This is a genomic window from Comamonas sp. 4034 (assembly GCF_050434545.1).
In the GTDB taxonomy this organism is placed as follows: domain Bacteria; phylum Pseudomonadota; class Gammaproteobacteria; order Burkholderiales; family Burkholderiaceae_C; genus Comamonas; species Comamonas odontotermitis.
This window is the reverse complement of sequence record NZ_JBNDIT010000037.1, coordinates 1-13051: the sequence shown is the minus strand read 5'-3', so window position 1 is coordinate 13051 and position 13051 is coordinate 1. Positions and strand designations below refer to the sequence as shown.

The window sequence follows — 13051 nt, the reverse complement described above, 5'->3', positions numbered from 1 at the left end:
CAGTTTGTGGTGCGGTACTTGCGCCGACCCCAGTTCGTCTCACTCATCATCCGAGCCTACTACCGCTGCGGCCCGGATTTGTGCAACAAAGCCCATATGACCAACCAAGCCTACGCAAACTTGCTTGGCTGGAATCCTCCTGAGCTTGTAGGCAAGTGTTGCCACCTTGTCAGCCGTGGCTCCCAAGAGGCATGCCCAAGCACCTTGATCACCTGCCCGGTCGTGGAGGTCCGGAAGCATACCCGTCCACTGCGTAGCATGATGAGTTTGAGGCGTGCGGACGGAAGCACCGTCGATGTGGATATCGATGCAGCGCCATTGATCATGGAAGATGGACGCACATTGGTCATCGAAGTTCTTCGACCACTGGAGCGTAGCCTTCGCTTCTCGCAACAACAGCGTTTATCTACGCTCGGCCTCTTGGCCAACGGTGTGGCACACGAAATCCACAACCCCTTGGCGTCCATTCGAATCGCACTCCAAGCCAGCCTTCGTGGACTACAAAAGGGACAGATGGAACACCATGAACTGGTGGGGTACCTGAAGTTGGTCGACCATGAGATTGACCGCTGCGTCATGATCACACAGCGCTTGATGCAGATGAGCCAAGCGCCGTCGGAAACGTTGCATCCAGTCAACCTGACCTGCGCAGTCGACGATGTATTGGCGCTGCTGCGTGAAGAATGCCGGATACGCAACGTTTATGTCTCCATGGAAGACTGGGAGCCTGTGCCAAGCGTGTTGGGTGATGAGGCAGAGCTGAGGCAAGTATTGGTCAATCTGGTACACAACGCTCTGCATGCCATGCCGGATGGTGGCCATATCCACATTCTTGGCATACCAGTCAAAGCCGAAAATCGATTTCGCTTGTCAGTCAGAGATACGGGCTGCGGTATAGCCGCAGAAGATCTACCTTTGATTTTCATGCCATTTTTCAGCCGACGTGTCGACGGCCGACGAGGGATGGGTCTAGGCCTGGCTATCAGCAAGGCCGCCATGGAGCGTTTCGGCGGAAGCATTGATGTAACTAGCCGCCCTGGCCAAGGAGCTTGCTTTACCTTGACTCTGGTATGTGCGAGTGCGCCTTCCAATCCGTAGAAAACGCAATCGGCCTTTGGTCTCACTGATGCACTTCACGAGAGAAAACCCATGCGCGCATCCATTCTTGTTGTAGAAGACGATCCAGTCCTCAATCGCTTGCTGGTGAAAGAGCTGAGTAAAGCTGGCTATGAAGTCGATGGCGCAGACTCATGGCAACTTGCTCGCGAACGCATTGCAGCCTTCGCACCCCATTTGGTGCTGTTGGATGTCAATCTTCCCGACGCCGAGGGATTTGGCCCGCTCGCAGAAATTGCCCGCACGAGGCCCGTTGTCATGCTGACGGCCTACGGCAATGTGAATCAGGCGGTTGAAGCAATGCGCCTGGGCGCTGCAGACTACCTGATCAAACCCGTCAATTTGGATGAACTGGAGATGGTAATCCGCAGTGCCTTGGAGCGCAGCCAGTGGCAGTCCCAACATGCATTGCGTCAGACTGACGCCACTCGAGCGATGATCGGTGACAGCGATGCCATGCAACAGTTGCACCGTTTGATTCATGAGGTCGCTCAAAGCGATATCACAGTGCTGATCCAAGGCGAAAGCGGAGCGGGCAAAGAGTTGGTTGCACAGGCTATTCATGCCGCCAGCCCGCGTGCACAAGAAAGTTTTGTTGCCGTCGACTGCTGCACGCTCCAGGAATCACTGTTTGAGTCCGAGCTTTTCGGCCATGAACGCGGTGCCTTTACGGGTGCAGACAGACGGAAAGCAGGTCTGATCGAAGCTGCAGCGCGAGGCACCCTCTTCCTCGATGAAATTGGTGAGGCAGGAGCATCCATTCAAGCCAAACTACTGCGTGTGATAGAAACCGGTCGGTTCAGGCATGTAGGAGCTACTTCAGATCTGCGATCCGAAGTTCGAATCGTAGCGGCTACCAATCGGCACTTGAGAGATCGGGCATTGGCGGGCCATTTTCGAGAAGACCTGTACTATCGACTGTCAACCTTCGTCATTGAAGTACCGCCACTTAGGTCTCGCAAATGCGACATTCCTGCATTGGCTACTCATTTCGCAACCCGCCGGCGACAAGCCATGGGGCTTGATCCGGTCAGCTTCAGCCGTGCGGCCTTGGACCAACTGACCGCCTACAGTTGGCCAGGCAACGTGCGTGAACTGCGCAACGTCATGGAGCGCGCGTTGATCATGTTAGGCGGCGGAAAAACCATTCTGGATTCGCATCTCGGTTTGTCATCGATCGGGCAGGCACCACAGGCTCAGCCTCTACACATTGCTCCGAACCTGCCGTCCACCCAGCCCGCTCACGAGGCATTGATTCTGACGGACGAACCGACGCTTGAGCACATTGAGCGGGAGTATCTGGCCAGTCTGCTCAGAAAGTACGGCGGCAATCGCAGGCGCGCTGCCGAAGCCATGGGTATCTCCGAACGAACCGCCTACCGCATGATGGAGCGCTTTGGCTACAAGTGACTGCATCCTCGCATCTGCAGGCTGCTGCCACGCTGCCCCTATCTGACACGTTGTAGACGATCGCCGGGAAATCGGAAAAAACGACGAGATGCTGCAAAGCACGGTCTGACCGATAGGGTAATGCCTTCTTTTGCCGTTCTATAAGATCGCTCCGACCGAACGCATCTAATGATGGTTGCAACGACCCGCAGGGCTTTGCCTGAATGGGTTACGTGCGGCCAATTCAAGGTATCAAAATGCTTTCATAGTGCCGCGCTTCACTCAAAAATACTGTAAAAATAAACAGTATTCAGGAGAACCCCATGCCCCTTATGAGTTACTGGCGCTGGCACATCCGGGTGGACGGTCATTGGTACGAGACCCACTACCACGAACGCGCCACCACCATGAAAGCAGAGCATCCCGAGGCGATGCCCGTGCTTGGATCGCAGATCACCTACCTGCTGCCTGACTCCACACCCTTCGCTTTCGAGAGCGTCGCAGAGGATGTGCCCTTTTAGATCGTGCTTACGAGCTCCTCGCGCCGCGACAGTGGGTTGAAGTGAAATCGGGCGATTTCTGCGCGCTCGCCCTTGCTAGCACCCCGTGCAAGCTGCGGCAAATCGGCAAGGCACGGCTGCTGCTCGCAGCGTTTAAAACGCAACAGAATTTCGATAAATAAATTTAATTAATTTATAATTTATGATAAATTTATTAGTTAATGTGTAGTCAGATACAAGCTTTCGTCATGAATGGCTCCGTGGAGCTTGTGCGCTGAATACGCCAACACCATTGCATCGCTCAAGCACTAACAATGATTCTTCATCGCCACCTTCATGCACAAGCGCTGGCTGCCGGACTGGCGCTCGCGTTTCCACTTGCCAGCCACGCGCAATTGACGCTCAGGCCTGCTTCCGCATTGCCAGTTCCCACCTTCACCTGCGCCAATGCCCCGGAGCCACTCGCAACTGCAGGCGCGCTCAAGAATCCGAGCCAGGCATTGAACACCAATGCGGTCAGCGTCGCCGATCGCGGTAACCAGCAGCGCTGGGCCTATGCGTACGATCCAGCCAACCCTGGCTCCCATACCATTCCGCAGGCCGTGGCGGGAAGTACCGAGCAGATTCCCACCTCTTACACCCTGGCAGGAAACACTCCGCCGCCGGACCTGGGCAGCCTTTCTTCCATGGCTTGGCAGTATTTCTCTGGCCGTGAGGTTTTCGCCTATGGCGGGGGAACTGCTACGACCCCGCAACTGGGTACCGTGCAGTCACTGACATCGGTCGGGTTCTACCTGTCAAACCCCAACGGAGGAGCGGCCTCAAACCAAACACGCTTCCTGCAGTTTCAGTTCTACCTGGCACCCGAGGTGGATCCCAGCACCTACAAGCTGACGCTGAACTCCGTGTCTGCCGATGACCAGATCTTGCGCTACTACCTGAATGGAACTGCCTGGCAAAGTGCAGGAACCCAATTGGGAGGCGGAGCCGCCGCCGACCAGCAATGGCGTACCGGCCTCAACACCCTGACGGTTGCGCTCTTCGACACCATTTCATCGGCGACACGTTTGGTAGTCGGGGGCGCAACGGCTTCCGACTGCGCTGCAGACATGCGAACCCTCGGAGTCACAGTGTCGGTTCAGACCCCTGTCATTACGCCAGAGCAGACAGAAACATTCTCCGGCGTGGCAACCGCCACACCATCGTCGGGCGGTGCCGCAGCCCCCCTGCCCGCCGGAACGCCTGTGACCATCACCCTCACAGGTCCCAACGGTTTCACGGCAAGCCAATCTACCAATGTGGTGGGCAATGGCGGCCAATACAGCATTACCTGGCCAGCAGGTCTTCAAGCTGGCAACTACCAGGTCGTTGCCAGCCTGGCCGATCAGCCGTCCATACAGTCGGCGCTCGGCACCTTCGAGGTCCGTGCGGCGACACCACCCACTCCGCCCGAGCCTCCTCCACCAAACCCTCCAGAGCCGCCTCCGGTGCCAGCAGCGCCGCAAGCCGTGCCCGCACTCAGTCCGCTGGGTCTGATCGGCCTGTCATCCCTGCTGGCCCTGCTTGGGTTCATGCGAAGACGCCGCAGCTAACCCCAAAAGCCACTTTCGAGTGGCTTTTCTTTTTTGGCAGCTCCTGCAATGAAGCAGCAGGTGCACCGTAGCAACCTTGCCCCTGATGAAAATCATGTGCCCCTGAAGATGGCACCAATGTCATTTGACTGTGCTGCTTCTGTCAGCAAGGGTTCTCAACAATAGGCCCATCTCGAATGCTTCGGCCTCGAGATGACCCGAACCCAACTGACAGGAGCAACACATGCAAAAGACACAAAAGACGCGTCACCCCGCACTGGCCGTACTGGCCACGGCAGCCGTCTTCGCCCTATCCACAAACACGGCGCAGGCCGCAGAATACATTCATCAAACCAATACGGAAAAAGGGTACGTGACGGTGCCTGAGCATTTCAAGAGCACCAAAACCCGCGAACAGGTGCAAGCAGAAGCTGCCGAGTACTTCAAAGGCGGCAACGCTGACGACATGCGCCGCGGAATCTGGCCTCCCCGCACCAAGGAGCAAACCTCCGGCATAACCCGCCAGCAGGTGATGGACGCATATCGCAACCAAACCCCTGAAGAGCGCAAGGCCCGCGCGGAACTGTATCGCAACTAGGAACGAGTGCGATGCCTTTGGTGTACTGCAGCTGCAGCTGCATTGGCAATCGCCCACCTCGCAGAGTCGAAGCGAAAAGGGGCTTGCCTGCACGGCGCCACAAAGCAGCTCGCCATGGAAGCAAGGCGTTCGCTGTGGAAGCCTGGGCCTGTCCCACAACACCATGAACGTGACAAAGACATGCCTGCACCTGCAGGTAACCACTGCAGATGCGCGCTAATCTGGCGACCTGAAAACCAGAGCAAGTCCATGAACGATTCCGTCTCTTCAGCACTGCAGGCATATGAGCCAAGCGCCCATTTCGAAACGCTGAAGCTGGCATTTGCCTTGGCATGCGCAGAGCGTGTCCGCCACCTGCTTGAAGATGAGGTGGCGCTTCAATGTCTCGACACGCTCGGTAGGTACGTCAATGGACGCGCAGACCGATGCACGCTTGACCGCGCTGCATCTGAAGCGTCTGCTCTGGCAAATCGACACCAGGGTTCGCACTCTCTGGACGGCGTTGGGCACGCAGCGGTATCAGCCAGCTACGCCGTTGCAAATGCCCTGGCTGGCCGTGCAGTTCAGGCGGCCGACTACGCCGCCTATGCTGCGGTTTACGGCAGCGGAGGCTATGGTGCGGTTTGTGATGCGGAGTCCTTTCTCCCTGAAAAGACCTGGCAGCTCTCCCAACTGAAAAGAATTGCAGAGAAATTCGCCCTGCAATGCAAGCAGCTTCTGTACACAAGGGCTGTATGGACGGCTCTTGGCAAGACAAAGGCAAGGCAATGTCGTCTATCGAGAACATGCACAACCATCAAATCATCAAGTTTTAGCGATAGGATGAAAACTTCAGATTTCTAAATGAGAACACCATGTTCCGCACCCTGGCCTTCACCGTTCTCTGTCTCAGTTTTTCAGGGATTGCAGCCATGGCTGCACCTTACCAAGCCGGTGTTGCCCGCCTGGCAGTGAAAGACGATGGCGGGGAAACCAGTAGCAGCATCATCTGGTACCCAACCGAAGCGCCAGAAGTCTCCTGGCAGGCAGGCCCTTTCAGGATCGCAGCCAGTCAGGACGTGCTGGTGGCGCCAGGGCGCTTTCCTGTGGTACTGCTGTCACATGGTCGCCAAGGCGGGCCCATGAGCCATCGCGCAATGGCCGCGCACCTTGCCAGAGAGGGGTTCATCGTGATCGCTCCAACCCATGTTGGATACGCTGCGGGCCAGCCTCCTGCCGCCAACTCCATCCAGGCATTGGTCAACCGCCCACGCCAGGCCACCGTAGCGCTTGACGCCGCCCTTCGCGACAACCGCTTTTCGCCACATGCCCATCCAGACCGTATCGGCATGATTGGCTATTCGGCCGGCGGCTACACAGCACTGGTCCTCGCTGGTGCCAAGCCGGATTTGGCGCTCGCCGCGGCCTATTGCAAAGCAGAGGCCGGCAATGATCCCGGCTCCTGCGGCTTTGCCCGCGACGCTTTGACCCAGGAGCCCAAAATCTGGCAGGCTCCTGCCCGGCCGCGTGTGAAGGCACTGGTGCTGCTTGACCCGCTCGCGACCATGTTCGACGCCTCAGGTCTTGCAGCCATCAACCTGCCGGTGCGGCTGTATCGGCCACAGGATGACGTCTATATGAAGGCTGCGAAAAACGCACTCGCACTTGCCAGGAACCTGCCCCAATCGCCGCAGGAGACCACCGTGCCAGGGCGCCATTTCGTTTTCGTGGACCCATGCCCCAAGGCAGTCGCAGCAGAAGCTGCCCTGGTCTGCCTCGATGAGCCCGGTGTTGATCGTCCTGCGGTTCATCGCAGACTGGAGAGCGAGATCACGGAATTTCTGAAGGGAAATTTGTGAAGCACAGCTTCCTCCGCACCCATGGGTAAGCTACTGCGCTGCTTGTCACGCTGGCAGGAGCGGCGATTCCATGGATTCGACTGGCCATTCGAGGCCATGTCGAATTCTGTGATGGCGACTGCAATGCCAGAGATTGGTTGGACCATGCAGAAACCATCGGGGCACTGCTCTCCATGGCGGTTCCAGCAGCAATGACATGCAGCCTAGCTTTTCGAGCCTGCCGAAGTGATGAGCGCCACGGAAAGCCCTTTGCAGGCTGGATGTTCCTCCTTCTCGCTGCCATTGCCAGCACCCTATGCCTCGCACAGCTTCGGCAGGCCTACTTCGACCAGTTCTAATAATCTCGCTCAACGCAATCGGGTAGCTGCTTCAGGCTCGGAATGACAGACACCCGCAACCATTGCATGACATAGGCATACTCGGGAGCGTCCCTGGGTCGCTCGGCAAGCGGGAACGCTTGAACAGCAATGATTTCATGCCGCCCGGGATTGTGCGTGTACCCCTCGATTCCGTTGGTCAATAGATGCCAGCTACCCAGGCACGTCTTCGTATTTCGATCCCATCGCACCTGGCGTGCTCGCATGCATTGCTTGCCCCGGGCTGACAAGGAACCAGGTCCAACGCGATCTCCAGCTCGATGTTTCGGCCCGGATGGCCGTAGCGGGTCTGCGGTGTTGCCTGCTCTGTGAATTGCCACTTACCGCCATCCGCCAGAAAAAGGGTAAGCCGTTGTGCAGTGCTGCTTGCCGATGCTTCAAGCGCATAGCGCCGAATTTTTGGTATTTCTGCGTACATACGCTCCTGACGCAGCATCAGTTCGCCACGGCAGGCCATCAAGGTGACACCCTTGCTTGGCGTGAACCTTATTGCCTTCGATCCATGGGTGCTGTAGTTCCAATCCAGGCTGTTGCACACATTGGCGGCATGGACGCGCCCAGCGCGATCAAATATCAAGCGCGTCACAGGCTCCTCATCGCCGAACCAGTCATTCAACCGGCCCCCTGACGAATCGAATGCGGCCTCCATATCCCAGTAGTAGGCCGCCAACTGCTCTGCAATGGCGCGGTTTTTTGCTTCGGGCGTTGCCAGCGGGCGATCACCTCCCGCCTGCACAACCCCTGCAGCCAGACAAAGCCAGACACCTGAAACTGCCATGGTGCGAAAGAACAAAGGTTTCCGCATATGCCTCCATGAAGCCATGCCACAACCACATGGTTGCGGTCGCTGCGGTAACCCCCTTCCATTACCGTCGGCGCAGAAGCTTGGGCGATAGAGGCACAGGGGCGCAACAAGACGCGTCAATACAGCCAGAAAAACCGCAGATTTGTGGCAGGGACAGCCTCATCACCGGCCCTTACGTGACGCAAGAAACCCAGGGCGGTTCAATGCCAGCCAAACTGCCGCACATAATTAACAATCATCGAAATTGACCTAATAGTTTATATGTAAGTAAAATTTCACACTACAAAGCTTGTCTACGGGGAGCGATGATGGCATCTTGCCTTACAAAATTGCGCACATACACACAGTTTTTTGCCTCTGGTGTGCTGTTGACCGTGGCGACCTCCCCGACATGGGCTGCTGATTACTGGACAAGCTTCTCCGGAGGGGCACCGAGCACCAGCCTACCTGCCCTGACAGGCGCGCTGCATGGAACAACCGTCAATATTTCCAACGTCGGCACCAACTACACCCTGCTGTATCTCAACAATGGGATTGCCTGGGGAAACACCAACGCAGGCATCTACCCACCGAGCTTCAATACGACCTCCTTCGAATTCGTTCGATCACTCAACACGCCTGCCACCATTGCAGCCCCGTCCGTCGCACATATCGATTTTTCGCAACCGGTTATCGACCCGATTCTGATTTTTTACAGCCTGGACAACTCCGGGGTCACGGTTCAAGGCACGCTCATGACGTCTGGCGCCCCTGCCGTGGCTGCTATCAACTCCAACCAAATCACCCAGATTGACACGTCCACTCTGTCGGTATCAGGCCCTTTTGCTGGTGGGACACCCAATCCAGAAGGCTGCATCTCAGGATCACGCCGGGTATGTGGGATCTACCGGTTCACTGGAACATACAGCCAGCTATCCCTTGGTCAATTTGGCGGCAGCGATGGCGTAGGGTTTCAGATTGGCGCGAGTGTCACGCCCACGGCGGGCAATGACTCCTACACCGGAACGCAAGGTGTTGCGTCCACCGCCATCCCCGATATTCGCCAGAACGACACATTGACCGGTGCAGCAGGCACCACGGTGCCTGCCGATGCAAGCAATACCACCGTGGAGGTATCGGGGACATGGCCCGCAGGAATCACGCTCGACCCAGCGACCGGGGCCGTCAGCATAGACAGCACAGTGGCCGCGGGCTCATATACCTTGCCATACACATTGTGTGACGCCGCAGACGCAACCAACTGCACGGACGGCATCCTGTCCATTCAACTGACGGCTCCACCGCCTCCACCGCCGCCCCCAATCCCGGTTACCACATCACCTGCCCCAGTTCCATCATTGGGCACTTGGACGCTGGTCTTCCTGTCTTCGTTGCTCGCAGTATTCGGGCTGGCGCGAAGCCGCAAACAGCACAGATCAAGCCGTTGAGGGATCGCGGCCATTTGCCGTATCCACCGTCTGCCCGACACGCCACGTGCATCGTCGTCTCAGACGGCATGCTTGCTTAGGGCCGCTAACGCAACCCTTGATAGCTCGTTACTTCGTCGGGGCGCCTAGCCGGGGGCGCCTAGCCGGGGGCGCCCAGCCTTGCCGTACGTTTGTACTGCTTGCGGCTTCGACCTATGCGGCCCGGCCTGATGCGGCGCGGCGCCTCAACCGCAAACCTGCGATTTGCCAGGTTGTGTTGGCGGCTTCAGAGATGCAACAAGTTAAGTTGACGAAAAAAACTTTCAAATCGTCATTTCCAGACAGTTGAATTTCATCTAAATCAACAATTGCAAATTGCGGCCTGGAAGATACATTGCCACACATCGATCAGATCTGATTTGCTATAACCAAATCCGACCACTGAATTTATAACTTTCTAAAAAATGTGTGAGATGTCTAAACCAACTACTCAAGTGAAAGTACCGAACTTGAGAAATGCACTGACCCTGATAGGCGGCGTCATTCTGGCGGCTTCGGCCAGTGCTGCAACAACCCAAGTCTCAGCGAACTCGAATTACTTCAACGGTTGGCAGTTCAATACTTCTACCTCTCCAGGAACTGGTTGCGGTACCGAAGACACTCCAGCCACCACCGTGTTTGCCGGCACGCTTGGCTCGGGAACCTTTCAACTCACGGCTGATGCATCGCCTACTCCTGAGCAATGGCAGAACTGCCCGGTATGGACTTTGGGAGGTGGAATGCCTGCAGGCATCGGTGCACCTCCGAGCGTGAGCGCGGTCAACATTCGCAGGGGAAATACGCAATACACCTTCCCTCAAGCGCTTCCTGTTGGCACGACTTTCTTCGTACAGGATTTGGATTCTCAAGAATCGGTGAATGTTTCATTCTTGAGCTGCTCTGGCCAAGCAATCGATGCAAGCAGCTTCGACCTGCTGCGGGTGTCCAACCCTTCTGCAACAACTCCTATTGTCACACCCGGTGCTAGTTGGGCCGCAACCAGAGCGAGTCTAAACGCCAGCTCTCCCAATGAGGTATTTGGGATCACTATCCGTGATAGCAATGTATGTTCCATTCGGCTCGTAAGCACCGCAAATAGCAATAGCGGCGGAGAGCTGTTCTTTTTTGGTCTTCCTGCCGCCACGGTGACTGCTGTTGATGACACGGGAACCACAACCCCAACAGCGCCAGTTACCGTTGATCTGCGCGTCAACGATTCCACAAACCAGCCTGGATATGTAAGCTTGAACACGCCAACCATCACTACGCAGCCGACCAATGGCACCGTGTCTATTGATGGCTCTGGCAATGCCGTGTATACGCCAAACGCAAACTTCACTGGCACCGATACCTTCAAGTACCAGGTCTGCACTCAAACTGCAGTTCCGCAATGCGCGCAAGCTACAGCGATCATTACGGTGAACGCTCTGCCACCAGCGCCTCCAGTCATCAACGATGCAACCTATACGACTCCAGTGAACACTCCAGTCAACGGAACCGCAGGCACTGGCGGACAAGTGCCTCCCGGCTCAGCATTCCAAGTTGTGACTCCACCCGCACATGGCCAGTTAACGATCGATCCAACGACTGGCGCATTCACATACACCCCCAGCGCCAATTACACGGGCACGGACACCGCGACTGTTCGAGTATGCCTACCCGCTCCAAACAACACGGTATGTGATGACGCCGTACTTACCTTCAATGTGCAAGGAAGCGGAGGTGGTTCTTCCGCAACTCCAGTGCCTGCGCTTGGTGAATGGACGCTGATCGGATTGACTACTCTAGTCGCAATGCTTGGCTTTGGTCGACTTCGTAGGCGCCAGCGCTGAATGCCAGCTGCCTTCGGGCGGCTTTCTTCATGCAGGGCCAGCTTCAAAGGCCTCAACTGGCGCAAGCATTGAGCAATGCCTGGGCACCCTTCGTCGCTCTTTCAGGCCACTGATCTACATCGACCATTTCAATAGGGATATCTGAATGCTCGTTCTACCTGCCAGATACACCCCAGGCTGAAGCAATAGACATACCTGTATATATGGCAAAAGCAAATGCCATCAATGTATTCAGGCGACGACAAGCTAGAAAATTACCGATAGACTGCAACGATATGTTACATCAATAATGTAGCGGGGCCACGCCAAATTTTTATGGAAACTTGAGAGGAAGCCATGCGCTCTTACATACGATTTTTTGGATTGATGCTTGCTGCGGCTCTACTCTGGGGCGGCCCTCAGCAAGTCTTTGCACAAAAAGTGCTACTGCTTACCACCACTGAGAGTGCTTCTGATGCGATGCAAGCCAATGACAATCTTGAAGCTGAATTTGGAAGCGTCGTTGGTGCAACAAATCTGACCCGCATGACTGTCCTTAGCAATGCCAATGCCATCTCGCAGGCAACATTCACTGCCGCCCCGGGTCCTTATGACATTGTTATCGTGGCAAGCACCTATAACCCTATTGACAGCACTAACTGGACTGTTCTCCAAAGCGCTGTGGCAAACCGTTGGGCCAACTCGATTGTCTTTTTTGTGGATGGATGCTGCGAGGGGACAAATGGTGCCAACGCTCAGAATATGGTGAATACACTGAACGCGGGCACTGGTTCAACCTTTTCACTAGGCAATCCAGGTGGAAATGATGCACAGTTCCCGTTGAATACAAACTCCCCATACGCCACATCCTTTGCTGGTTTGAATCCTTTTTATGGTGGGGCTATCACCTACATCAATAACGTGCCTGCAAGCAACGCTTTGTACTTAGCGGCAGGTACGCCTACTGGAAGCTTTCCAGCTGCAGGCACAACGCCAACCAACAGTGTTTATGGGCTTCTGATACCTACGATCCAATCCAACGCAAGCAATGGAGCATGCGTCTTTGCCGTCGTCGATATCACACCTTTCTATGATCCCCCAAACACTCTTACTTGGACCAACAACAAAGGTAAGGTTGGGCCAGCTTTCGTCAATGCGGCCACCTCAGAAAACGGCGCATGCGGCCTGCCCAAGGTGACCAAATCTTTTGACAAGGCTGATATCTATCTGGGCGGCACCAACAACACATCTGTGCTGACCATCAATGTGTCCAATGGCACTCCAAACGCCATTAACAATGTCAACCTCACCGACAACCTGCCCGCCCCCCTGCAGATTGGCTCAGGTGCAGTCTCCAATACCTGCACCGGCGGCACGCTGGCCGCTGCGCAGGGCTCCAGCGCAGTGAGCCTTACCGGTTTTGGCATTCCTTCGGGCGGCTGCTCTGTCACGGTGCCCGTGGTCTGGCCCAATACCGATGCTGGTCGCCAGGCCTGTGTGAACACTCCATCCGTGACCAACACCATCACCCCAGGCACGGATTTCGTCTCGCCCACCGGCCAGGTCAATACACCTGCCACCGCGCCCCTGACCTGCCACGC

Annotated in this window: 12 protein-coding genes; 10 read left to right on the top strand and 2 right to left on the bottom strand. The window is 56.2% G+C overall.

The features are described 5' to 3' along the window. From ABIE32_RS21190 to ABIE32_RS21160, 7 genes are all read left to right on the top strand, one after another. The coding region (locus ABIE32_RS21190) for a two-component system sensor histidine kinase NtrB (protein WP_429019192.1) at positions 1-1098 on the top strand (1098 nt) is incomplete at its 5' end. 51 nt (positions 1099-1149) lie between these two features. Further along, a complete protein-coding gene (locus tag ABIE32_RS21185; protein ID WP_429019190.1) occupies positions 1150-2526 on the top strand; it encodes a sigma-54-dependent transcriptional regulator in 1377 nt (458 codons plus the stop codon). Between the two features lie 302 nt (positions 2527-2828). Further along, on the top strand, positions 2829-3026 hold the full coding sequence (locus ABIE32_RS21180; RefSeq protein WP_429019188.1) for a hypothetical protein: 198 nt from the start codon (positions 2829-2831) through the stop codon (positions 3024-3026). A gap of 293 nt (positions 3027-3319) precedes the next feature. Then, positions 3320-4597 carry an IPTL-CTERM sorting domain-containing protein gene (locus ABIE32_RS21175; protein ID WP_429019187.1) on the top strand — a complete coding sequence of 426 codons (1278 nt, stop codon included), beginning with the start codon at positions 3320-3322 and terminating at the stop codon, positions 4595-4597. Positions 4598-4820: 223 nt separating this feature from the next. After that, positions 4821-5174: a DUF4148 domain-containing protein gene (locus ABIE32_RS21170; protein ID WP_429019184.1), complete on the top strand. Its 354-nt coding sequence runs from the start codon at positions 4821-4823 to the stop codon at positions 5172-5174. A gap of 249 nt (positions 5175-5423) precedes the next feature. Next, the gene (locus ABIE32_RS21165; protein WP_429019182.1) at positions 5424-6017 is read left to right on the top strand and encodes a hypothetical protein; all 594 of its coding nucleotides are present in this window, start codon (positions 5424-5426) and stop codon (positions 6015-6017) included. 11 nt (positions 6018-6028) lie between these two features. Continuing rightward, positions 6029-7012, top strand: coding sequence for an alpha/beta hydrolase family protein (locus ABIE32_RS21160; protein WP_429019179.1), 984 nt, complete (start codon positions 6029-6031; stop codon positions 7010-7012). A gap of 334 nt (positions 7013-7346) precedes the next feature. On the opposite strand, the gene ABIE32_RS21155 is transcribed toward ABIE32_RS21160, so the two are convergent. Further along, entirely contained in the window at positions 7347-7595 is a 249-nt protein-coding gene (locus ABIE32_RS21155; RefSeq protein ID WP_429019176.1) for a DUF4377 domain-containing protein, read from the bottom strand. Next, positions 7529-8059 carry an META domain-containing protein gene (locus ABIE32_RS21150; protein WP_429019174.1) on the bottom strand — a complete coding sequence of 177 codons (531 nt, stop codon included), beginning with the start codon at positions 8057-8059 and terminating at the stop codon, positions 7529-7531. The genes ABIE32_RS21155 and ABIE32_RS21150 overlap by 67 nt, the downstream gene beginning before the upstream one ends. A gap of 443 nt (positions 8060-8502) precedes the next feature. Between ABIE32_RS21150 and ABIE32_RS21145 the strand changes: the two genes are divergently transcribed. From ABIE32_RS21145 to ABIE32_RS21135, 3 genes are all read left to right on the top strand, one after another. After that, the gene (locus ABIE32_RS21145; RefSeq protein WP_429019171.1) at positions 8503-9621 is read left to right on the top strand and encodes a hypothetical protein; all 1119 of its coding nucleotides are present in this window, start codon (positions 8503-8505) and stop codon (positions 9619-9621) included. A 452-nt stretch (positions 9622-10073) separates the two neighbouring features. Next, a complete protein-coding gene (locus ABIE32_RS21140) occupies positions 10074-11471 on the top strand; it encodes an IPTL-CTERM sorting domain-containing protein (protein WP_429019169.1) in 1398 nt (465 codons plus the stop codon). A 336-nt stretch (positions 11472-11807) separates the two neighbouring features. Beyond that, the coding region (locus tag ABIE32_RS21135; protein ID WP_429019166.1) for a hypothetical protein at positions 11808-13051 on the top strand (1244 nt) is incomplete at its 3' end.